At 42.4% G+C, this 20,724-nt stretch carries 24 protein-coding genes; 12 read left to right on the top strand and 12 right to left on the bottom strand.

Annotated elements, in window-relative coordinates; all coding sequences use genetic code 11:
- Positions 1-64 precede the first annotated feature (64 nt).
- Complete coding sequence (gene tpx / locus ACTG7X_RS02240; protein ID WP_439256919.1) at positions 65-562, top strand: thiol peroxidase; 498 nt, start codon at positions 65-67, stop codon at positions 560-562.
- A 37-nt stretch (positions 563-599) separates the two neighbouring features.
- On the opposite strand, the gene nagA is transcribed toward tpx, so the two are convergent.
- The 6 genes from nagA to ACTG7X_RS02210 form a co-directional block, all read right to left on the bottom strand.
- The gene (nagA, locus tag ACTG7X_RS02235) at positions 600-1,742 is read right to left on the bottom strand and encodes an N-acetylglucosamine-6-phosphate deacetylase (RefSeq protein ID WP_439256918.1); all 1,143 of its coding nucleotides are present in this window, start codon (positions 1,740-1,742) and stop codon (positions 600-602) included.
- A gap of 14 nt (positions 1,743-1,756) precedes the next feature.
- Positions 1,757-2,566 carry a glucosamine-6-phosphate deaminase gene (nagB, locus tag ACTG7X_RS02230; protein WP_439256917.1) on the bottom strand — a complete coding sequence of 270 codons (810 nt, stop codon included), beginning with the start codon at positions 2,564-2,566 and terminating at the stop codon, positions 1,757-1,759.
- A gap of 185 nt (positions 2,567-2,751) precedes the next feature.
- Complete coding sequence (gene nanA, locus ACTG7X_RS02225; protein WP_439256916.1) at positions 2,752-3,633, bottom strand: N-acetylneuraminate lyase; 882 nt, start codon at positions 3,631-3,633, stop codon at positions 2,752-2,754.
- 18 nt (positions 3,634-3,651) lie between these two features.
- On the bottom strand, positions 3,652-4,527 hold the full coding sequence (locus tag ACTG7X_RS02220) for a MurR/RpiR family transcriptional regulator (protein ID WP_439256915.1): 876 nt from the start codon (positions 4,525-4,527) through the stop codon (positions 3,652-3,654).
- A 17-nt stretch (positions 4,528-4,544) separates the two neighbouring features.
- Positions 4,545-5,429 carry an N-acetylmannosamine kinase gene (locus ACTG7X_RS02215; RefSeq protein ID WP_439256914.1) on the bottom strand — a complete coding sequence of 295 codons (885 nt, stop codon included), beginning with the start codon at positions 5,427-5,429 and terminating at the stop codon, positions 4,545-4,547.
- Positions 5,430-5,599: 170 nt separating this feature from the next.
- The gene (locus tag ACTG7X_RS02210) at positions 5,600-6,286 is read right to left on the bottom strand and encodes an N-acetylmannosamine-6-phosphate 2-epimerase (RefSeq protein ID WP_439256913.1); all 687 of its coding nucleotides are present in this window, start codon (positions 6,284-6,286) and stop codon (positions 5,600-5,602) included.
- A gap of 364 nt (positions 6,287-6,650) precedes the next feature.
- Between ACTG7X_RS02210 and ACTG7X_RS02205 the strand changes: the two genes are divergently transcribed.
- From ACTG7X_RS02205 to fabG, 10 genes are all read left to right on the top strand, one after another.
- On the top strand, positions 6,651-7,646 hold the full coding sequence (locus tag ACTG7X_RS02205) for a sialic acid TRAP transporter substrate-binding protein SiaP (protein ID WP_439256912.1): 996 nt from the start codon (positions 6,651-6,653) through the stop codon (positions 7,644-7,646).
- 92 nt (positions 7,647-7,738) lie between these two features.
- A complete protein-coding gene (locus tag ACTG7X_RS02200; RefSeq protein ID WP_439256911.1) occupies positions 7,739-9,592 on the top strand; it encodes a TRAP transporter large permease in 1,854 nt (617 codons plus the stop codon).
- Positions 9,593-9,620: 28 nt separating this feature from the next.
- Positions 9,621-10,799: an N-acetylneuraminate epimerase gene (locus ACTG7X_RS02195; protein ID WP_439256910.1), complete on the top strand. Its 1,179-nt coding sequence runs from the start codon at positions 9,621-9,623 to the stop codon at positions 10,797-10,799.
- A gap of 234 nt (positions 10,800-11,033) precedes the next feature.
- A complete protein-coding gene (gene yceD, locus ACTG7X_RS02190; RefSeq protein ID WP_439241462.1) occupies positions 11,034-11,558 on the top strand; it encodes a 23S rRNA accumulation protein YceD in 525 nt (174 codons plus the stop codon).
- An 18-nt stretch (positions 11,559-11,576) separates the two neighbouring features.
- The gene (gene rpmF, locus ACTG7X_RS02185) at positions 11,577-11,747 is read left to right on the top strand and encodes a 50S ribosomal protein L32 (protein WP_132302023.1); all 171 of its coding nucleotides are present in this window, start codon (positions 11,577-11,579) and stop codon (positions 11,745-11,747) included.
- A gap of 21 nt (positions 11,748-11,768) precedes the next feature.
- Positions 11,769-12,791, top strand: a complete 1,023-nt coding sequence (plsX, locus tag ACTG7X_RS02180) for a phosphate acyltransferase PlsX (RefSeq protein ID WP_439241460.1) — start codon at positions 11,769-11,771, stop codon at positions 12,789-12,791.
- A gap of 18 nt (positions 12,792-12,809) precedes the next feature.
- Positions 12,810-13,760 carry a beta-ketoacyl-ACP synthase III gene (locus ACTG7X_RS02175; protein ID WP_439256909.1) on the top strand — a complete coding sequence of 317 codons (951 nt, stop codon included), beginning with the start codon at positions 12,810-12,812 and terminating at the stop codon, positions 13,758-13,760.
- Positions 13,761-13,892: 132 nt separating this feature from the next.
- Positions 13,893-14,831: an ACP S-malonyltransferase gene (gene fabD, locus ACTG7X_RS02170; protein ID WP_439256908.1), complete on the top strand. Its 939-nt coding sequence runs from the start codon at positions 13,893-13,895 to the stop codon at positions 14,829-14,831.
- Positions 14,832-14,840: 9 nt separating this feature from the next.
- Positions 14,841-15,074, top strand: coding sequence for a hypothetical protein (locus tag ACTG7X_RS02165; protein ID WP_439256907.1), 234 nt, complete (start codon positions 14,841-14,843; stop codon positions 15,072-15,074).
- Positions 15,075-15,091: 17 nt separating this feature from the next.
- Positions 15,092-15,820, top strand: coding sequence for a 3-oxoacyl-ACP reductase FabG (gene fabG, locus ACTG7X_RS02160; protein WP_439241452.1), 729 nt, complete (start codon positions 15,092-15,094; stop codon positions 15,818-15,820).
- Between the two features lie 265 nt (positions 15,821-16,085).
- On the opposite strand, the gene ACTG7X_RS02155 is transcribed toward fabG, so the two are convergent.
- Positions 16,086-16,358: a hypothetical protein gene (locus ACTG7X_RS02155; protein ID WP_439256906.1), complete on the bottom strand. Its 273-nt coding sequence runs from the start codon at positions 16,356-16,358 to the stop codon at positions 16,086-16,088.
- A 287-nt stretch (positions 16,359-16,645) separates the two neighbouring features.
- On the opposite strand from ACTG7X_RS02155, the gene acpP reads away from it, so the two are divergent.
- Complete coding sequence (gene acpP, locus ACTG7X_RS02150; protein WP_132302013.1) at positions 16,646-16,876, top strand: acyl carrier protein; 231 nt, start codon at positions 16,646-16,648, stop codon at positions 16,874-16,876.
- 83 nt (positions 16,877-16,959) lie between these two features.
- Here the strand turns inward: acpP and ACTG7X_RS02145 are convergent, their stop codons facing one another.
- Genes ACTG7X_RS02145 through ACTG7X_RS02125 form a run of 5 tightly spaced genes read right to left on the bottom strand, consistent with a single transcriptional unit; the run spans position 16,960 to position 20,643 of the window.
- The gene (locus ACTG7X_RS02145; protein WP_439256905.1) at positions 16,960-18,324 is read right to left on the bottom strand and encodes a type IV pilus secretin PilQ; all 1,365 of its coding nucleotides are present in this window, start codon (positions 18,322-18,324) and stop codon (positions 16,960-16,962) included.
- 10 nt (positions 18,325-18,334) lie between these two features.
- A complete protein-coding gene (locus ACTG7X_RS02140; protein ID WP_439256904.1) occupies positions 18,335-18,724 on the bottom strand; it encodes a hypothetical protein in 390 nt (129 codons plus the stop codon).
- A 12-nt stretch (positions 18,725-18,736) separates the two neighbouring features.
- Positions 18,737-19,288, bottom strand: coding sequence for a competence protein (locus tag ACTG7X_RS02135; RefSeq protein WP_439256903.1), 552 nt, complete (start codon positions 19,286-19,288; stop codon positions 18,737-18,739).
- A complete protein-coding gene (locus ACTG7X_RS02130; protein WP_439256902.1) occupies positions 19,266-19,820 on the bottom strand; it encodes a competence protein ComB in 555 nt (184 codons plus the stop codon). The genes ACTG7X_RS02135 and ACTG7X_RS02130 overlap by 23 nt, the downstream gene beginning before the upstream one ends.
- A gap of 19 nt (positions 19,821-19,839) precedes the next feature.
- Positions 19,840-20,643, bottom strand: a complete 804-nt coding sequence (locus ACTG7X_RS02125; protein WP_439256901.1) for a competence protein ComA — start codon at positions 20,641-20,643, stop codon at positions 19,840-19,842.
- Positions 20,644-20,724 lie beyond the last annotated feature (81 nt).

Below are 20,724 nucleotides of genomic sequence, written 5' to 3'. Positions count from 1 at the left end.
TTCCATTATTATGAATGAAATTAGCCCTCGGGTTAAGTGTTATTGATAAATTAAGGAGAAAAATATGACACAAGTCACTTTAGCCGGTCAGCCCATTGATGTCGCGGGTCATTTCCCACAGGTAGGCGAAACAGTTGAAAATCTGGTGTTTGCCAACAGTCAATTAGACAATGTTTCCTTGGCGGATTTTGCCGGAAAACGTAAAATTCTGAATATTTTCCCGAGCATTGATACGGGGATTTGTGCGACGTCGGTACGTAAATTTAATCAACAGGCCGCAGATTTAAATAATACCGTGGTGTTGTGTATTTCCGCCGATTTGCCTTTTGCTCATGCTCGTTTTTGTGGCGCAGAGGGGATTGAGAATGTGCAAACCCTGTCTACGTTCCGTGATAAATCGTTACATGAAAAATTGGGCGTGAATATTACTAGCAGCGGGTTAGCGGGCTTAACTGCACGTTCGGTGATCGTGTTAGATGAAAATAACAAGGTGCTACATGCCGAATTGGTCAGCGAAACCAAAAGTGAACCAAACTATGAAAAAGCATTAGCCGTGCTATAAAAATGTAGGGCGGACCGATGTGTCCGCCCGATAGCATTTAATCCAACTGCCAAACCCCATTCACCGCAGTATTCACCACGTTGAAATCATGGGTAAACACAGTCAAGTTGGCAATTTTGCCCACTTCAATGGACCCTAACTTATCCGCCACGCCAATGGCTCGAGCAGGGTAAAGGTTACACATTCTGAGGCTTTCTTCTAAGGGAATACCCACTTCTTTCACTGCATTTTCCACGCTTTCAATCATGGTAATGGAGGCGCCGCTTAAAATGCCGTTGGCATCCACACATTTGCCGTCACGCACATAAATGGTTTTACCCACAAAGGTAAATTCTTTAATGTCCGATCCCGCTGGCGCAATAGCGTCGGTGACGATACAGAGTTTATCGCCTTTGGCCCGTTTCGCAATTTTGACGTTGCCGAACGCCACGTGTAAGCCGTCGACGATCACGCCCGTGTAAATGTCATCACTGTCTAACACCGCACCGACCACGCCCATATCTCGTCCAGAACTGACCGGCGACATGGCGTTGTGTAAGTGCGTGGCAAATGTAATGCCTTTTTTGAACGAATCTTTCGCTTGCTCATAAGTGGCATTGGAATGCCCCAAGGACACAATGATCCCCGCCTTCACAAAATCAGGCACATGTTCCACCGTTGGATTGTCAGCCGCTAAGGTTAATTTGGTGATCACATCCGCATTTTGACACAAGAAATCTTTCATTTCTGGCGAAATTTCACGGATATATTCTGGCTGATGGGTGCCTTTTTTCGCTACGCTAATATACGGCCCCTCCAAATGCAAGCCGAGGGCTTGGTTTTGGTGTTTAGCCAAATATTCTCGCATAATTTTCACCGCACTTTTCATGTCCTCATCCGGTGAGGTGATAAAGGTCGGTAAAAAGCTGGTGGTACCAGAACGTACATTGGTTTCTTGCATGATTTCCAAGGTTTCCACGCTGGTTTGGTCATTAAACATGACCCCACCGCAACCATTAAGTTGCAGATCAATAAATCCAGCAGTGAGGTTATTACCTTTTAAATCAAGATGTTGAATGTCAGTAGGCACCTGTTCTTGACGAATAATATCAACGATTTTGTCATTTTCGACAATCACCGCATGGCCATAAAGTACGTCATGGCCCGTATAAATTACCGCATTGGTCAGTGCATATTTCATTTTCGTTTCCTTAGTTAATCATTCACCACGGAATGAATGGCACGAGATTCTAATTCCGTAAAATATTTCACGGTTTTTACTTTAAGCTCTTGAGTGGCCGGTTCGTCACACACCAAAATATAATGACGATGTTGCTGTAACGCACTGATGGTCCAGAAATGGTTGATTGAACCCTCCACACCTGCTTGTACTGCAAGGGCTTTGTTATGTCCAGTGGCAAGAATCATCACTTCTTCTGCGTCTAACAAGGTGCCAACCCCGATGGTTAAGGCATATTTTGGTACTTTATTCACATCGTTATCAAAGAAACGGGAATTCGCAATAATGGTATCGGGTGTTAAGGTTTTAATACGGGTACGAGAGGCCAAAGAGGAGGCAGGTTCGTTGAATGCAATATGACCATCAACGCCAACGCCACCCATAAATAGGTTAATTTTGCCGTAAGATTTAATTTTTTCTTCGTAACGGTGGCATTCTTCATCGGGATTTTCTGCATTGCCGTTCAAGATATTGATATTTTCCTTTTGAATATCAATATGATTGAAGAAATTGTTATACATAAAGCTGTGGTAACTTTCAGGATGTTCTTCTGGTAAGCCGACATATTCATCCATATTAAATGTCACCACGTGCTTAAAGCTCACTTCGCCCGCTTGATATAATGCAATAAGTTCTTTGTAAGTTTGTAGCGGTGTGCCACCGGTTGGCAAACCAAGCACGAAAGGACGATTTTCAGTGGGTTTAAATTGATTAATGCGATCAACAATATGACGTGCAGACCATTTTGCTACCTGAGCGGTATTTTGTAAGGGAATTAAACGCATATTATCTCCTTGAAATAGTTTCAATTTTTACACCGCAGTTTATCATCTGTCCAGTGTCCCCTCTCCCTCTGGGAGAGGGCTAGGGTGAGGGTAAAACGAAATAGTGAGAGATGTCACCCTCACCCCAACCCTCTCCCAGAGGGAGAGGGGGTTGTAACTGCGGTGTTTTTTAATTATTTTTTGACTTATTTAAGAAATTGCTCATACAATTCTTTCGCACGAGCCTCTTGAGCCGCAGTGGCTTTCGATGTCATCGGTTCACGGCAGTAACCTGCATCCACACCTTGTAATTTCAAGATTTCTTTGATGGTTAAGTATAAACCGTTGCCTAAAATACCTTCGATTAAATCGTTAGTCACATGTTGAACTTTCAACGCCTCTTCAATTTTGCCCGCTTTGGTTAATTCAAAAATTTGTCTTGCACGGATACCATTCACGTTAAAGGTTGAACCAATCGCACCGTCTACACCAAGGCTTGAGGCTGGTAACATCATTTCATCAAAACCTGCCCAAATTAAATGATTTGGATAGGCTTTTTTCACACGTTCAAGTAAGTAGAAGTCGCCTGCGGTGAATTTCACCCCAATAACTTTTGGATTTTGGTAAAGTTCGCCGAATTGTTCTACGCCCAAATTCACCCCAGTTAAGAACGGAATGCTGTACACGATCATGTTATTGCCGGTTTCTGCAATAATAGTTTCGTAGTAATGTTTGATTTCTGTGAAATTGAATTTGTAGTAGAACGGCGTGACCGCAGATAAACTGTCATAACCTAATTCAGTGGCGTATTTACCTAATTCCACCGCTTCTTTTAAGTTGACGCTACCCACTTGGGCAATTAACGCAATTTGGTCTTTGGCTTCATCTTTCGCAATGCGGAAGATTTGTTTTTTCTCTTCGGTAGAAAGCATAAAGTTTTCACCGGTAGAACCGCCGACATATAAGCCGTCCACTTTCATTTTATCAATGTTGTGGCGAATGATTTGGCGTAAGCCTTTTTCATTCACAGAACCGTCTTCGTTAAAAGACACCAATAACGCACTGAAAATACCTTTTAAGTTTTTCATAAAGAAATTTCTCCTATATTATTTATCACGTTGTTGCACAATGACATCAACAGTTTTTTGTTTAGATTGTGTTGCTTTTTCTTGTTCGGCTTGCACTAAAAGTGCATAAATTAGGTCAAGCACGAATAATTGGGTGATTTGTGTACCGACAGAGTCGCCCTGCAACTGCCCTTGGCGATTGCCGTTGTTGAGTACATAATCAGACACTTTGGTAATCGGTGAACGCAAATTATGGGTAATCGCCACCGTTATTGCCCCCGCCTCTTTTGCAATTTCCAAGGCTTTGGTGGTTTCGGGTGAAGTGCCTGAATGGCTGATCCCGATGACCACATCGCCTTTGTGCATCAGCGAGGCTTGCATATACATAAAATGATTGTTGTTTTCGGCGTCTACCTGAAAACCAATCCGCATTAATTTATTTTTTGCCCCCTCGGCAATTACACCTGAGGAGCCAACACCAAATAAGAAAATCCGTTTGGCTTGACGCATGGCTTTCACCACTTTATTCAATTCGTCAAAATCTAACAAATTAATGGTTTCACCAACCACTCGATTAATCACATTTTGCAACTTGGTGGCAATTTGTCTGGGTTTGTCTTTCTGCCCAATATTGGTGTCTAATAAAGCCACGGGTTGTTGGCTTTGGGTCGCAATTTCAATGGCAAAATCCAATTTAAAATCACTAAAGCCCTTAAAGCCAAGACTCCGACAAAAGCGAATAAAGGTCGCCTCACCAACGCTTAAGGTGCGTGCAATTTCCGATAAAGAAGATTGCACCAATAATTCTGGCGTGGCCAAAATTTGTTCCGCAATCCGCTTTTCCGTTTTGGTGAGACTATTTTGTAACGCCCCGATAGTATCAAGAATTTTTCGACCGTCATTAGATTGAACCATAATATGTTCTCCCTAGATTAAGGTTGTTTCGCTAATTCCAATTCGCCCCAGTAGGCTGCACCAATTAAACCTGCATCACCGGCATATTTTGCGTTGGTTAACTCACAGTGATAAAAATGCGGCATGGCTTGCACGTAGTGTTTGACCAAAGGCAAATAGCCTTCCGCTAACCCGACACTACCACCAATCACCACTTGTTGAATATCCAATGAAATCACCAAGTCTGCCACTAAATTGGCAATAGCGTTGGCGGAACGATGTATGAGTGCGGTGGCTTTTTCGTCATTTTTTCTAAAACGTTCAAACACTTCTTTTGGTGAACAAGGGTTATCCCATTTTTGCGCATCACGCTCAATGGCACGTCCTGCCGCTACCGCCTCCACGCAACCACGACGGCCACAACCGCACATTTCACCATGGGGATCGGCCAAACTATGGCCAATATGCCCCACCACGCCATTTGGCCCCGTTTGCAATTCACCGTTTAAGATGATACCGCCACCGACACCAGTAGAAACCACAATAAAGGCAAAATTTGGCACTTTTTTCGGATCCAATTCTTGATATTCTGCACAAGCCGCTGCTTGTACATCATTGAGCAAGAAAATTGGTTTATCGGTATGACGAGCAATGCTGTCTTTTAACGGAAATTCCGCTAATCCGCCTAAATTTTTCGGATTAAGTGCGGTTAAAATACCGTGATTAATAATGCCTGTGGAGGCCACTGAGACGAAATCAAATTGGCCAGCATATTGTTGCACCAACGAGCCTAAGGCCTCGTGCATGGCATTCACGGCATCATCTTGTGGGGTGACAATTTGCTGACGTTGTTGGATTTGGTTATTTTCCACTAACGCTGCTGCAATTTTTGTGCCACCAATATCGAGGGCTAAACAACGCATATAAGCTCCTTTTTTACCCTCACCCTAGCCCTCTCCCAAGGGGAGAGGGGATTGTTATGAGGGAGTATAAAATTTAATTTACTTTTATTTATTCCCAGCACCCAATACCCCCTATTTCCGTCCCCTCTCCCTCTGGGAGAGGGCTAGGGTGAGGGTAAATAGGATGAGGGTTATCTTGCCGATTTCACCGCATTCGCAAACCAGCTCACAATATGTTCTAATCGGGTTAACGCCGAACCAACCGTCACGGCATCTGCGCCATTTTCAATGGCACTTTTGGCTAATTCAGGGGTGTTATAACGACCTTCGGCCATCACAAAACAGCCGGCTGCTTTTAAATCTTTAACTAATTGATAATCCGGTTCTTTCGGAATTTCACCGCCGGTGTAGCCTGACATGGTGCTGCCTACAATATCAAAACCGAGGCTTTGGCAATATAGACCCTCTTCTAAATTAGAACAGTCCGCCATGGCTAAACAGCCACATTCATGGATTTTTTTCACCGCAGTTTCAATATCCACTGGGCGTGGGCGATTGGTACCGTCCACCGCAATAATGTCCGCCCCTGCCGCCGCTAAGTCCTCAATATCATGTAAGAACGGAGTGATGCGCACAGGGCTGTCGGGTAAATCCCGTTTTTTAATGCCAATAATTGGAATGTTAACCAAAGGACGGGTTGCTTTTAGATTTTCCACACCCTCAATTCGTAAACCAGACGCACCGCCATGTTGTGACGCAAGGGCCATGGCTGCCACAATTTCAGGTTTATCCATCGGGCCGTCATCAACAGGTTGGCAAGAAGAAATAAACCCTTTTTTGATTCGAGTAAGCACGTCGGCATGAGCTACTTTTGACATATATACTCCATATATTTTTATAATTAAGAATTAATACTTCATTTTTTCGCTAGGTTACGCCCTAACAACAAAAATGGCAAGACCTTTTATCTTTCCTTTGCTGAAATTTATAGCAATCAAGCAAAAGCTGGTGAAATATGGCACTTATTATAGGACGAAAAAAAATAAAAAGTGGAGTAAAAATTCAAAATCAAACCAAGAATTTTTCAAATTTGTGATCTCTGTCACATTTTTGAAATTTTACTTCAAAAAACTATTTCTTTTTTGATTTTTTTGATCCAAAATGCAAAGCATATTAAAACCACATAGGTTTAATTAATCTCAACCCTAGAAATTCCGACAATCTTTTAAACAGGAGCGTACTATGAAATTCAACAAACTATTATTAGCTACATTTTGTGCTGGCGTGGCAGCCTCTGCATTTGCAACTTCTGCTTTCGCAGCAGACTATGATTTAAAATTCGGTATGAATGCAGGGACTAGCCAAAATGAATATAAAGCGGCTGAATTCTTCGCAAAAGAAGTGAAAGAAAAATCTGCGGGCAAAATTGAAGTGAAATTGTTCCCATCTAGCCAATTAGGTGACGACCGCGCCATGATGAAACAATTAAAAGACGGTGGTTTAGACTTCACGTTTGCGGAATCTGCGCGTTTCCAAATTTTCTACCCTGAAGCAGAAATCTTTGCTTTACCTTATGTGGTACCAAGCATTGAATTCAGCAAAAAAGCCTTATTAGAAACCAACTTCGGTAAAGAATTACTCCGTAAAGTACATGATGAACAAGGGATGACCTTATTATCTGTGGCCTATAACGGTACACGTCAAACCTCCTCTAACCGCCCAATTAATAGCATTGAAGACATGAAAGGCTTAAAACTTCGTGTACCAAACGCGGCGACTAACTTAGCCTTTGCTAAATATGTGGGTGCAGCACCAACACCAATGGCATTCTCTGAAGTGTATCTTGCTTTACAAACTAACTCCGTAGATGGTCAAGAAAACCCATTACCAACCATCAAAGACCAAAAATTCTATGAAGTACAAAAATATTTAGCGTTAACTAACCATATCTTAAATGACCAACTTTATTTAGTCAGTAATGAAACCTTAGCGGATTTACCGGAAGATTTACAAAAAGTGGTGAAAGATGCGGCCGAAAAAGCAGCAGAATATCACACCAAATTATTTAAAGATGGTGAAGCCAATGCCATTGCGTTCTTTGAAAGCAAAGGTGTAACCGTGACTAAACCAGATCTAGCCCCATTCAAAGCTGCATTAAAACCTTACTATGACGAATACTTGAAAAAAGTTGGCAAAGTGGGTCAAGATGCCTTTGATGAATTTTCAAAAATTAAATAATTAACACGTTCTCGCCTTACTCTCATCTTCCTCTTATGAGGGTAAGGCGTTTTATCAAGTTTCTTTGTTTTACTCGACTATCGAGGTTGATTATGAAATTTTTTAACAAACTAGAAGAATGGGTCGGCGGAACGTTGTTGTTCGTTATTTTCTTAATTCTTCTTACCCAAGTTATCGCACGTCAAATCTTTAATTCGCCATTAATTTGGTCAGAAGAATTAGCCAGATTGCTATTTATTTATGTGAGTATGTTCGGGATCAGTATGGCCGTACGTAGCCAACAACATATTTATCTCGACTTTATCACCAACCTCATGCCACCCAAAGTCAAAAGAGCGGTCAATACTTTTGTGCAACTGTTGATTTTTGCTTGTATCATTATTTTCATCCATTTGGGTTTTAAAGTCTGGATTGGTGCCTCTTTTGAATTGGTAGCGTTAGAAATCAGTGATAAATGGTTATATGCCGCACAAGCCTTTATTTCCTTGCTCGTGCTCATTCGTTTCTTACAAGCACAAACCGAAAACTTTACTAATCAAACCTCCTATTTATCTGCCACGGTGTTTGCTATAGGTGCGGTGGTTTTATTAGCACTTTTATACTTCTCCCCTGATGTGTTTAAAGTGTTACGTATTTCACAATATGCAAAACTGGGCGACAATGCCGTGTATGTGGTGCTAGTAGTGTGGCTCGTGATTATGTTCTTAGGCACGCCAGTGGGTTGGTCATTATTTATTGCCACTTTGCTGTATTTCTCCATGACGCGTTGGAACGTTGTTAACAGTGCTGCCAATAAATTGGTGGACAGTTTAAACAGTTTCTCATTATTAAGTGTGCCGTTCTTTATTTTAACCGGTATTTTAATGAACGGTGGTGGTATCACTGAACGAATCTTTAACTTCGCCAAATCCTTATTAGGTCACTACACTGGCGGTATGGGCCATGTGAATATCGGGGCAAGTTTACTGTTCTCTGGTATGTCAGGCTCTGCTATTGCTGATGCGGGTGGGTTAGGTCAATTAGAAATTAAAGCCATGCGTGATGCGGGCTATGATGATGACATCAGTGGTGGTATTACCGCAGCCTCTTGTATTATCGGTCCATTGGTTCCACCAAGTATTTCCATGATTATTTATGGGGTGATTGCCAACCAATCCATTGCCAAATTGTTCGTGGCAGGTTTCGTACCAGGTATATTGATTACCATTGCGTTAATGATCATGAATTACTTCGTGTGTAAAAAACGGGGTTATCCAAGAACACCAAAAGCCACCATGCCAGAACTCTGTGCCGCATTTAAATCCAGTATCTGGGCCATTTTAACCCCAATCTTGATTATCGGCGGTATCTTCTCTGGCTTGTTTACCCCAACCGAAGCGGCGGTGGTCGCCGTGGCATACTCCATTATTGTCAGCCGTTTTGTGTACAAAGAATTAACCGTACAATTATTGTTCAAAAGCTGTGTCGAAGCCGTAGCGATTACCGGTGTAACCGTGTTAATGGTGATGACCGTGACATTCTTTGGCGACATGATTGCTCGTGAACAAGTGGCCATGCGTTTAGCGGAAATGTTTATGGCGGTGGCTGATTCTCCATTAACCGTGTTAGTGATGATTAACTTACTGTTATTATTCTTGGGTATGTTTATTGATGCGTTAGCATTGCAATTCTTAGTATTGCCAATGTTAATTCCAATTGCACAACATTTTGGTATCGACTTAATTTTCTTTGGGGTGATGACCTTATTGAACATGATGATCGGTATCTTAACTCCACCAATGGGCATGGCGTTGTTCGTGGTGGCTCGTGTGGGAAATATGTCCGTATCTACCGTTACCAAAGGGGTGTTACCATTCTTGGTGCCAATCTTTGTGACCTTGATATTGATCACGATTTTCCCAGAAATTATAACCTTTATTCCGAATTTATTAATGCCAAATGGCTAACATTTAAACACACATAAGGAGTTCTACTATGAAATTCACTAAATCTTTATTAGCTGTATCCGTATTAGGTTTAACTGCTTTCGCAGCCCAAGCTGCACAATATCCAGATTTACCGGTGGGTATTAAAAGTGGTGCCGGTGCCTTAATTGGCGACACCGTTTATGTGGGCTTAGGTTCAGGCGGTGACAAATTCTACTCCCTTAACTTAAAAGAAAAAGGCGCTCAATGGCAAGAATTAGCCGCATTCCCAGGTGGTTCACGTAACCAACCAGTGGCTGCAGGCATTGACGGCAAACTTTATGTATTCGGTGGTTTCCAAAATAACGATGTCGCCGACAACCAAGTGATCAACGATGCTTATTCTTATGATCCAGCCAGCAACACTTGGACAAAATTAGACACACGTTCACCACGTGCAGCCGTGGGTGCAACAGGTGTAACAAATAACGGCAAAGTTTACTTTGTCGGTGGTATTAACCAAGAAATCTGGAACGGCTTATTCCAAGATGTGAAAAAAGCCTCTGCAGGTTTAGACAAAGAAAAAGATAAAGAAAAAATTGGCGCAGCAACTAAACCAATCTTTGATGCGTACTTCAACTTACGTGCGCAAGACTTTTTCTTCTCATCAGAAATCGTCAGCTATGAACCTGCCACTAACACATGGCGTAACGAAGGTTACTTCCCATACTCAGGCCGTGCAGGTGCGTCAGTGGGCATTAACAACGGCAAATTGTTAGTGGTGAACGGTGAAATTAAAGCGGGCTTACGTACAGACGGCACCGCACAAGGTACCATTGCCAAAGACGGCGTGAAAGACTGGAAAAAATTGGGCAACTTACCGGCACCGAAAGGTTATGAACAACAAGACGGTATCGCAGGCGGTATGGGCGGCTACACCAATGGTCACTTCATCGTAACAGGTGGTGCAAACTTCCCAGGTGCTCGTGCAAACTATGCCAAAGGCATCAATGATGCACACCGTACTGGTGGCTTGAAAAAAACCTATCATAGCGATTTCTATGCGTTAGATGCAAAACACGGCACATGGAAAATCATTGGTAACTATCCGCACAACATCGCTTACGGTGTCGCTTTACCGTATGACAACAAAGTGTTATTCGTAGGTGGTGAAACCGATGGCGGTAAAGCATTAACTGAAGTGCGTACCGTAAGCTATGACGGCAAAAAATTGGTGGTAGAAGAATAATCTCCCCCAAAAATAACCGCACTTTTGCCAAAACCAGATGCGACTGGGGGAAAGTGCGGTGCGATGTTCTCTTGATTTTAACCTAACCAACAATGTTCCACAGAATGTTGTTGGTTTTTCTTTGTCTAACACTGTTATTACCATGTGGCGAATTTATTGGTTTTTCATAAATTTCCGCAAAAAATGATAATTTCCTTTGACTAATTCGCCCCCAACAGGTAATATTCGCATCCTATGCAAAAGGTAAAACTACCCCTAACCACAGATCCTGTGAAAGATGCGCAACGGCGGTTGGATTATGACGGTTATTATGCTGTCAGTCAGCTTGAGCGTCTTGGGCAGTCTGTGCTGAATGTGCTTAACGATGCACAGGTTAGATTATCGTTTTTTATTGATCCACAGAAGTTGGTGGTGATAAAAGGTGAGGCAACGGTGGACGTTGAACTGGAATGTCAGCGTTGTGAGTCGCCTTTTGTACAAACATTGCGCTGTGAATTTTGTTATAGCCCAGTGAAAAACTTGGATCAAACTGATGAATTACCCGAAATTTATGAGCCGATTGAATTTAATGAATTTGGCGAAATAGATTTACTGGGCGTGATTGAAGATGAATTTATTTTATCTTTGCCTATCGCACCCATGCATTCATCTGAACACTGTGAAGTGTCCGTAGTGGAACAGGTTTTCGGCGAATTGCCAGAGGAATTGGCAAAAAAACCAAACCCGTTTTCTGTATTAGCTAGTTTAAAGCAAAAGTAAAATTTAGGAGATAAGCCCGTGGCTGTTCAACAAAATAAAAAATCTCGTTCACGTCGTGATATGCGTCGTTCACACGATGCCTTAACTACTGCTGCCGTATCTGTGGATAAAGCAAGTGGTGAAACACATTTACGTCATCATGTTACTGCTGACGGTTTTTACCGTGGTCGTAAAGTGATCAATAAGTAATTGCTGTTATAAGGTAATAACTTGAGCCGTCTAACCCTAGCGTTAGATGTGATGGGCGGGGACGTAGGTCCCCGTATTACTATCCCCGCATCGTTAAAAGCATTGGAAGCTGATCCAATGTTGTCTTTGCTATTGTTTGGCGATAGCCAACAGATTTCGCCTTTGCTGGCAAATGTACCTGAAAACCTCACCAAACGTCTGACCCTTTGTCATACTTCCCATCAAATTGAAAATAATCAAGGTTTAGCCTATGCCTTACGTCACAGTAAAGGGACGTCCATGCGTTTAGCTATTGAGGCGGTGCAAAAAGGTGAGGCGCAAGGCTGTGTCAGTGCGGGCAATACGGGCGCATTAATGGGATTGTCAAAAGTGATTTTGCAACCGCTGAAAGGGATTCAACGCCCTGCCTTGTTGGCCCTCTTGCCGACCATTGAGGGGCAATGTTCGGTGATGTTAGATCTGGGCGCCAATATTGATTGTGATGCGGAAAATCTGTATCAATTTGCTTTGATGGGGGCGATTTTCGCTGAACATCAATTAAATTTGGTGTATCCTCGAGTGGCATTGCTGAATATTGGGGTAGAAGAAATCAAAGGGCATCAGTCCATTCGTTCGGCGGCAGAAATGTTGCAAAAAGACACCGCACTTAATTATATCGGGTTTATTGAGGGCAATGATTTGCTCAATGGCAAAGCGGATGTGATTGTGAGTGATGGGTTTGCGGGCAATATTGCGCTGAAAACCTTAGAGGGCGTGGCGAAGAATATCATTGATATGCTCAAAGGTCATTCACGTCAGCATGTATTATGCCAACCGTTATTGCGTTGGTTTGGGCGTCAATTATTGCCTAGTAGTTATCAGCGTTTAAAAAACATTAATCCGGATAAATACAATGGGGCATCTTTAATTGGATTGACCTCCGTGGTGGTGAAAAGCCATGGCAGTGCGAACGTGGAGGCGTTTAGCAATGCAATTAAAGATGCGGCATTACAAGTCCGTCAACAAATTCCACAGAAAATTTTAGCGGGATTAGCACGCTATTAGAAAAATAATGAGAACATTATGCACAGTCGAATTTTAGCCACAGGTAGCTATTTACCTGAACAAATAAGAACCAATGCCGATTTGGAAAAAATGGTGGACACTTCCGATGAATGGATTGTCACCCGTTCAGGGATCCGTGAACGCCGTCTTGCTCGCCCTGATGAAACCGTGGCAACCATGGGCTACCAAGCCGCACAAAAAGCCTTTGTGCAAGCGCAGATTGATCCGAATGATATTGATCTTATTGTGGTTGGCACTACCACCAATTCCCATGCTTATCCAAGTGCGGCCTGTCAAATTCAAACCTTGTTAAATATTGATGATGCCATTGCTTTTGATGTAGCGGCGGCTTGTACGGGTTTTGTGTATGCCTTATCCGTGGCCGATCAATTTATTCGTACAGGGCAAGTGAAAAAAGCCTTAGTGATTGGGGCGGATATTAATTCTCGCAATTTAGATGAAACGGACCGTGGCACGGTGATTTTATTTGGTGATGGCGCCGGCGCGGTGATTTTAGAGGCCAGTGAACAGCAAGGCATTATTTCTACCCATTTACACGCCAGTCCTGATCGCAATGAAACCCTGTTATTGCCACAATCCCAACGTGGCGAAACGCAATCAGGCTTTATTCAAATGCAAGGCAACGAAACCTTTAAATTAGCCGTGCGTGAATTGGCCAATGTGGTGGAAGAAACCTTGACCGCAAACAATTTAGATAAATCCGATCTGGATTGGTTGGTGCCACATCAGGCGAATTTACGTATTATTGCGGCCACCGCCAAAAAATTGGAGATGGATATGTCGCAAGTGGTGGTGACCCTTGATAAATATGCGAATACCAGTGCGGCGACGGTGCCAGTGGCCTTAGATGAAGCCATTCGTGATGGACGTATTCAACGTGGACAGTTGTTATTATTAGAAGCCTTTGGTGGCGGCTGGACATGGGGTTCAGCGTTAGTTAAATATTAACTTTCTCCTTATTCTAACCCTCACCCTATCCCTTTCCCTCACCCTAGCCCTCTCCCAGAGGGAAAGGGGATTAGAAAAGAGGGAACCAGAGATTGAGAGAGAAGAAATAAGCATTTAAAAAAGGAATAAAAAATGAAAAAATTTGCAATGGTTTTCCCCGGTCAAGGTTCGCAAGCTGTCGGTATGTTGGCCGAACTAGCCAGTGAATTTCCGATCGTTGAACAGACGTTTAAACAAGCCTCTGACGTATTAGGTTATGATTTATGGCAGTTGGTACAACAAGGCCCAAGCGAAGAATTAAATAAAACTTGGCAAACTCAACCCGCCTTATTAGCCGCCTCTGTGGCGATTTATCGTGTTTGGCAACAACAATATCCCGATTTGCAACCTGCGCTGATGGCAGGCCACAGTTTAGGGGAATATTCGGCTTTAGTTTGCTCTGGTGCCATAGATTTTCAAGATGCGATTAAATTAGTGGAATTACGTGGTCGTTTAATGCAACAAGCGGTGCCAGAGGGTACGGGCGCTATGTATGCGATTATTGGCTTAGACAACGAAAGCATTATTGCCGCTTGCAAACAAGCCGAACAAGGCGAAGTGGTGTCAGCGGTGAATTTCAACTCACCAGGTCAAGTGGTGATTGCGGGTGCCAAAGCGGCGGTGGAACGTGCGGCGGTGGCTTGTAAAGAGGCCGGTGCAAAACGTGCCTTACCTTTAGCGGTGAGTGTACCCTCACATTGTGCGTTAATGAAACCGGCAGCCGATCAATTAGCGGTTGCGTTAGAAAGCATTGCGATTAAAGCACCGACAACGCCTGTCATTAACAATGTGGATGTGAAAACCGAAAATGAAAGTGCCGACATTCGTACCGCACTTGTGCGCCAGCTTTATAGTCCGGTACGTTGGACAGAAAGTGTAGAAAAAATGGCAAAATTAGGCGTCGAAACGTTAGTAGAAGTGGGGCCAGGTAAGGTGTTAACCGGCTTAACGGGCCGTATTGTCAAAGAACTGACTGCGACGGCGGTTAATGATGTGAAATCATTGCACGCCGTACAAGACGTTTTATTATAGGAATTGCCCATGAAAAAATATTTGTTTGTGTTATTGACTACGCTTTCATACAATGTAATGGCTGATTATGCGTTGGTTTCAGAACATTCTTCTTGGGGAATGAACCCAGTTGTTCAATCTAAAACATTGGAACAATGTCAGCAGAATAAAGCGAATTTTGAAGCGGTTATTCAACAAGATGAACAAAAAAAGAAAAGATATAATTTTCACTGTATAGAATTAGCACAAGGTTCAACTATTTAAATTTATAAGGAAAAATGATGCAAGGTAAAATCGCATTAGTCACGGGCGCAACTCGTGGAATTGGTAAGGCCATCGCCGAGGAATTAGTCAGCCGTGGGGCCTTTGTTATCGGTACCGCCACCTCGGAAAAAGGGGCGGAGAGTATTTCTGCTTATTTGGGCCAACAAGGTAAAGGCTTAGTGTTAAATGTGGCAGATCAAGGTTCTATTGACGCTGTTTTGGCGAAAATCAAAGAAGATCATGGCGATATTGATATTTTAGTCAATAACGCAGGGATTACCCGTGATAACCTGTTAATGCGCATGAAAGAAGATGAATGGTTTGATATTATTCAAACCAACTTAACTTCCGTATTCCATTTATCTAAAGCCATGTTACGTTCAATGATGAAAAAACGTTTTGGGCGCATTATTACCATTGGTTCCGTCGTGGGTTCGATGGGTAACCCAGGTCAAGCTAACTATTGTGCGGCCAAAGCGGGGTTAATTGGATTTAGTAAAGCATTGGCCAAAGAAGTGGCAAGCCGTGGAATTACCGTGAACGTGGTGGCACCCGGTTTTATTGCGACGGATATGACAGAGGCGTTAACGGAAGAACAAAAAGCCCAAACCCTTGCGAATGTGCCTGCGGGTCGTTTAGGTGAGGCGAAAGATATTGCCAAAGCGGTGGCGTTTTTGGCGAGTGATGATGCGGGGTATATTACAGGAAATACGTTGCATGTGAATGGTGGGATGTACATGGCGTAGGGGCTTACTTTTCTTTGCTTGTGCAAAGAAAAGTAACAAAAGAAACACACCCCGACTTCACCGCTTTTCTTGGCTTGGTTGAAATTTTCTTAACGGTAAAATCGCCAACTCGCTTCGCTCAGACAAGGCGATTTTACCTAAAAATTTCAAGTCGCCAAGGCGGTTCAGACGGGGCCCCGATTCGAGCGAGCGTTGTAAAAGTGCGGTGTAAAATAGTGATAAATATGAAAAAGCAGGCTTTGCCTGCTTTTTCTGTTTTTGGAGATTACATTGAGCCAGTGGCACTGCCTAATCCAATTAGGCCTAATAATAATGGGGAGGTGAATAAGCCGATTATGGTTAAAACCCATGCCAGTATATTGACACCGATACCACCGATGTTTTTGTTTTTGATGGCAATAATACTGCCAATGAGCGCAGTGACGGCGGCTAATGGGACAAAAACCGTGCCTAGAAATAAAATACCTAAAATGGCTAATACGCAACTAATAATGCCAGCGATCAGTCCTGTTCCCGTTGATTTTGCTACATCTGTCATATATTTCTCCTTTTTTGGTGTTGAATAGGCATTCATCTTAACCTTGATCTAAAATAAATTCAATCGGATAGATGGCGTTGGCTGGTCTAATGAGCAATTGCATTATTGCGCATAAAAGCAAAGAAAATTACCGATTTAGCCTAGCCAAACGCCTTTCTAAATGGTAGAATTAGCCCAATTGTATAGGGTTTTTGCGGTTTGACCTGTAATAAAACACTTGCAAGTTTTGTAAAAATCCATAAACTAATCATTCTAACCAGTTAGGTAAACTACAATAGGAAACAAAAATGAGCATTGAAGAACGCGTAAAAAAAATCATTGTTGAACAATTAGGTGTTAAAGAAGAAGAAGCAAAACCAGAAGCTTCATTTATTGAAGATTTAGGTGCAGATTCTTTAGATACCGTTGAATTAGTGATGGCTTTAGAAGAAGAATTTGATATTGAAATTCCTGATGAAGAAGCAGAAAAAATCACCACTGTTCAATCAGCGATTGATTACGTACAAAACAATCAATAATTTCATTTTAGGCGGTGTTTATCACCGCCTAAATTTTTTACCCTCACCCCGACCCTCTCCCAGAGGGAGAGGGGGGGATTTAGTTACTCCGTTTTCCGACCCTTTTCAAATTCCTGCAACGATTGCCCCTGTTTTAAAATATGCGGTGTGACAAAAATCACTAATTCCCGTTTTTGATGTTTATCACTTTGCTTGCGGAATAAATGTTTTACTACCGGAATATCACCTAACACTGGCACTTTATCTACGCCTTTACTGAGCGTGTCTTGAAATACGCCACCAAGCACAATGGTTTCCCCGTCTTTGGCGAACACTTGGGTGTTAATTTCTTGTTTATCAATGGTGATCACTTCGCCCTCGCCAGATTGTACGGCGGTACCTGGGGAATTTTGGCTGACCAACAAATCCAATAAAATAGCATTGTCTTGGGAAATATGCGGTGTGACTTCTAAGCCTAACACTGCCTCACGGAATTCAACGGTTTGTGATCCGCTTTTTTCGTTGGTGGACACATAAGGAATTTCTGTACCTTGTTTGATACTGGCGGCTTTTTTGTTGGTGGTGAGTAATTTGGGACTGGCAATAATTTTTACGTTATTTTCTCGTTCCAGTGCGGTGAGTTCGAGATCCAATAAACGGCCGTTAATTTTGGCTACTTGTAAAGCCAGTGAACCCGCCGGCGTGTTGACGGCGCCAAAATTGACGTTTAAATTGTTGGTGACATTGCTAAACCCGTTGGCGGCAAGGCTACCAGCCACTTTGTGAGAACTGCTGGTGGGATCAAATAAGCCCCAACGGACACCGAGTTCTTGTAAACTTTCATCGGTAATAGTGACAATTCTGGCCTCAATGGCAATTTGCTCAATGGGTTTATCTAATTCTTTGATCAGTTGACGAATAGTCTTAATTGAGCGGGCATTATCTTTGACGATAAGTACATTGCTGCGATCATCAAAACTCATACTTCCCTCGCCAGATAATAAAGAACCGCTCCCCGTGGTTAAGGATTTGATAATTTCCGAGGCTTTGGCAAACTGCAGTTTGATGGTGGCCGTTTGTAGCGGTGCGGTTGCCGGTATATTGGGTAAATTCGTCAAATTGGGCATATTATCTTTATCGGTGGTAGGAGCCTTATCCTCTTGATTAAGGTAATATACACCTTTTTCCTTGACTAAAGACAAATGCTTAATTTTGGCCACCGCATGAAATAAATGATCGAGCGTGGTATTTTCGAGCTGTAAGGATAGCGTGCCTTTGAGTTCATCATTGATCATTAAATTGGTATTTTGCTCCAACGCCAGTTGTTGCAAGGTGGCTACTAAAGGGGCTTGTTTGAGGCGAATAGAAAATGTGGGATCTTCGTTTTCGGCATAACTTATACTTGAAAAAATCCCCAAAATTACACCGCACTTTAGGCCAAATTTAATAACAGAAATCCATGTTTGCATTGCTATGTTCCTATAATTTACGTTTAATGATTTCACCGGCTGAACAATCCGCTTTCCAAGGTTGAAATTCAGCGTGGCTTTTATTGATACTGAGTAATTGATAGGCCTCTACGCCGATCAAATCTTGTTCCGTGGCACTTTCTACCTCACCGGCTTTATTTTGGAGCAGAATTTGTTTTTTCTCCTTGAACAAAAGAATACCGATAAAGGTGAGTTGCTCAAAAGGGCTGTCTGGCAGAATATTTGCCTGTTTTTCTGGGCATAGATTGGCTTTACTTTTGGCAACCTGTTGAACAGGGGCAGCCTCTTGCGTGCGTTGCTGTTTATCAAAGGGATCGCCTTTGGCGAGGGCGGTGATGCCGTAGCAAGCTAACAAAAGGAGAGTAATTTTTCGATACATATCATGGGTTTCCTATTGAGGGTTTTCTGGTGGAGGGTTTTGGGTGGCAAGGGTTAATTGAAAGATCACATCACTTTCAATGGAATACTCCGCCTGATCGGCTTGCTGGATTTGCAGTGATACCAAATGTAAGGTGGGATGTTGGGCTAAAAGTGCGGTGATAAATTGCTGAAGATCTTGAAAATAGCCTTGAATATGCAAATTCAACTGCGGTTTTTGATTAAAAATCCATTGCTGATTTTCAAGTTGCAATGCGCCTGATAATTGTTGAATGGCCTGATTAATTGGCGCGACCTGATTGGCTAATTCAGGGGTTAATAAATGCTGTTCAAGTTGTTGCTTAACCTGTTGTAATTGCTGTTGTTTGGCCACTATATTTTGTTGTGTTTGCTGATTGCTTTGTGCCGTTTGTTGCAATAAATAATAATGGGATCCTCCCTGAAAGAGTGGCCAATATAACAAGGCGCCAGCGAGCAAAATGAGGCCACAGCCTTGTTGTCGTGGAGAGAGTTTTAGCCATTTTCCCCATAAATTATCGGGGTTATTCAATATCGTCCAAGGCATGAGCGTGCTCCATATTAACGAATTGTAACTGAAATTCAAAGTGCAGTTTGCCATCAGACTGCGGTGAAAATTGCGCGAGTTTTAATTGCTTGATTTGTGGGTATTGTTTAAAAAATTGATGAATCTGTTCAAATTCGCTTTGCTGTTGAGCCAGCCCTTGCAGGCGAAATTGTTGGGCGGAAAATTGTAACCCCGTGAGTTCGCCTTGTTGCAAAGGTAACTCCGCAAGCAAATCAAATAAGGCGGTGACAAGATCCGTCGAAATATCCACCGCACTTTGCTTGCCTTGTTGCTGTAAACGTTGTTGAGATTGCACGCGTTTTTGCTCCACTTGATTGAGTTGCTGTTGGAGAGATTGCTGTGTTTGTAATTGTTCTGTATATCGCTGTTGATAATCCTGTGCGAATTGGTTGAAAATCAGGTAACCGATACTTACCAACAGGCTAAATACAGCCAGTTTGCTTACACCTTGGCGACTTCGTCGTTGATGTTGCTCAAGTCGCCAAGGTAATAAATTGATTGCGCTATTCATGTTGTGCTTAGTCCCTTTGCTAGTAGGTTTTCCAATCGGTTTGCCACAGGGCCGCGCCTAAGGGAATTAAGGGAATGTCTGAATTGACCGCGTGATATTTTTCGGTAAACTGAACCTTTTCATTGTCCGTATATAAGAAAATCTCCTTGATGGGTTGTTCATAACGTTGGACAAATTGTGCATATAATGCGTTTAAATCTGCACGTAGTGGTTGTGATAGAATTTGCCATTCTTGTTGGGTTTGACGAAATAAAATGGTGCATTGTTGATCTTGATATAAGCACAAACTTTGGTTTGAGAGTGTTTGCTTTAAGAGGTAACTAAAGGCACGATATAAACAGCCGACAACGGTGTCTAATACTTTTATTTTTAAGGGTAAAAAGTGGATTAATAAACTTTGCGCCACACTTTGTCGAACCGCAAAAATATCCAACCGTAGCCCTTGTTTGCGTTGGGTGGTGGTATAATCAAACCAGAGTTCGTCAAGGGGAATCGGTAATTCATTTTCCAAGGTGTAACGGCATTGTTGATCGCATTCGCTTTGATTTAACTGTTCTTGTAAATGTAGACTTTTAAACCATATTTTATGAGGCAATATGGCGGTGACCCACTGAATAGAGAGCGGTCGTTGAATTTCCATCTGTTGGCTAACTTGTTCAAACAAAATGGTGCTTATCTCATTGATCGCGTTACTTTCAACTCGACAAAAGTGCGGTGTTTTTTGCGCCATATTATCCGCTGTAAACCAGACGAATTCAAAATGACGAGGGGTTGACCATATCCCCACTTGAATGGCGCTATTTTTTTTGATGAATTTTTTCATTTGTTGTCCTTTTCTGTTTATTTTTACTTTCGTTCAAGGGTGTTAATCTTTATACTATTCACATGAAGTATGAACGAGAAA

Origin of the sequence: Lonepinella sp. BR2271 (genome assembly GCF_051851515.1) — a bacterium.
Classification (GTDB): Bacteria; Pseudomonadota; Gammaproteobacteria; order Enterobacterales; family Pasteurellaceae; genus Lonepinella.
Note: the sequence above shows the minus strand (reverse complement) of the source record. Positions and strands in the feature narration are given on the sequence as shown.

Excerpts from the sequence above, each read along its gene's own strand:
- nagB (WP_439256917.1), bottom strand. The coding sequence starts at position 2,566 with ATGCGTTTAATTCCCTTACAAAATACCGCTCAGGTAGCAAAATGGTCT.
- ACTG7X_RS02130 (WP_439256902.1), bottom strand. The coding sequence starts at position 19,820 with ATGAATAGCGCAATCAATTTATTACCTTGGCGACTTGAGCAACATCAA.
- ACTG7X_RS02210 (WP_439256913.1), bottom strand. The coding sequence starts at position 6,286 with ATGTCAAAAGTAGCTCATGCCGACGTGCTTACTCGAATCAAAAAAGGG.
- ACTG7X_RS02140 (WP_439256904.1), bottom strand. The coding sequence starts at position 18,724 with ATGTATCGAAAAATTACTCTCCTTTTGTTAGCTTGCTACGGCATCACC.
- yceD (WP_439241462.1), top strand. The coding sequence starts at position 11,034 with ATGCAAAAGGTAAAACTACCCCTAACCACAGATCCTGTGAAAGATGCG.
- ACTG7X_RS02125 (WP_439256901.1), bottom strand. The coding sequence starts at position 20,643 with ATGAAAAAATTCATCAAAAAAAATAGCGCCATTCAAGTGGGGATATGG.
- acpP (WP_132302013.1), top strand. The coding sequence starts at position 16,646 with ATGAGCATTGAAGAACGCGTAAAAAAAATCATTGTTGAACAATTAGGT.
- ACTG7X_RS02145 (WP_439256905.1), bottom strand. The coding sequence starts at position 18,324 with ATGCAAACATGGATTTCTGTTATTAAATTTGGCCTAAAGTGCGGTGTA.
- ACTG7X_RS02135 (WP_439256903.1), bottom strand. The coding sequence starts at position 19,288 with ATGCCTTGGACGATATTGAATAACCCCGATAATTTATGGGGAAAATGG.
- ACTG7X_RS02220 (WP_439256915.1), bottom strand. The coding sequence starts at position 4,527 with ATGGTTCAATCTAATGACGGTCGAAAAATTCTTGATACTATCGGGGCG.
- ACTG7X_RS02155 (WP_439256906.1), bottom strand. The coding sequence starts at position 16,358 with ATGACAGATGTAGCAAAATCAACGGGAACAGGACTGATCGCTGGCATT.
- nanA (WP_439256916.1), bottom strand. The coding sequence starts at position 3,633 with ATGAAAAACTTAAAAGGTATTTTCAGTGCGTTATTGGTGTCTTTTAAC.
- ACTG7X_RS02200 (WP_439256911.1), top strand. The coding sequence starts at position 7,739 with ATGAAATTTTTTAACAAACTAGAAGAATGGGTCGGCGGAACGTTGTTG.
- fabD (WP_439256908.1), top strand. The coding sequence starts at position 13,893 with ATGAAAAAATTTGCAATGGTTTTCCCCGGTCAAGGTTCGCAAGCTGTC.
- ACTG7X_RS02205 (WP_439256912.1), top strand. The coding sequence starts at position 6,651 with ATGAAATTCAACAAACTATTATTAGCTACATTTTGTGCTGGCGTGGCA.
- nagA (WP_439256918.1), bottom strand. The coding sequence starts at position 1,742 with ATGAAATATGCACTGACCAATGCGGTAATTTATACGGGCCATGACGTA.
- fabG (WP_439241452.1), top strand. The coding sequence starts at position 15,092 with ATGCAAGGTAAAATCGCATTAGTCACGGGCGCAACTCGTGGAATTGGT.
- ACTG7X_RS02215 (WP_439256914.1), bottom strand. The coding sequence starts at position 5,429 with ATGCGTTGTTTAGCCCTCGATATTGGTGGCACAAAAATTGCAGCAGCG.
- ACTG7X_RS02175 (WP_439256909.1), top strand. The coding sequence starts at position 12,810 with ATGCACAGTCGAATTTTAGCCACAGGTAGCTATTTACCTGAACAAATA.
- ACTG7X_RS02165 (WP_439256907.1), top strand. The coding sequence starts at position 14,841 with ATGAAAAAATATTTGTTTGTGTTATTGACTACGCTTTCATACAATGTA.
- tpx (WP_439256919.1), top strand. The coding sequence starts at position 65 with ATGACACAAGTCACTTTAGCCGGTCAGCCCATTGATGTCGCGGGTCAT.
- ACTG7X_RS02195 (WP_439256910.1), top strand. The coding sequence starts at position 9,621 with ATGAAATTCACTAAATCTTTATTAGCTGTATCCGTATTAGGTTTAACT.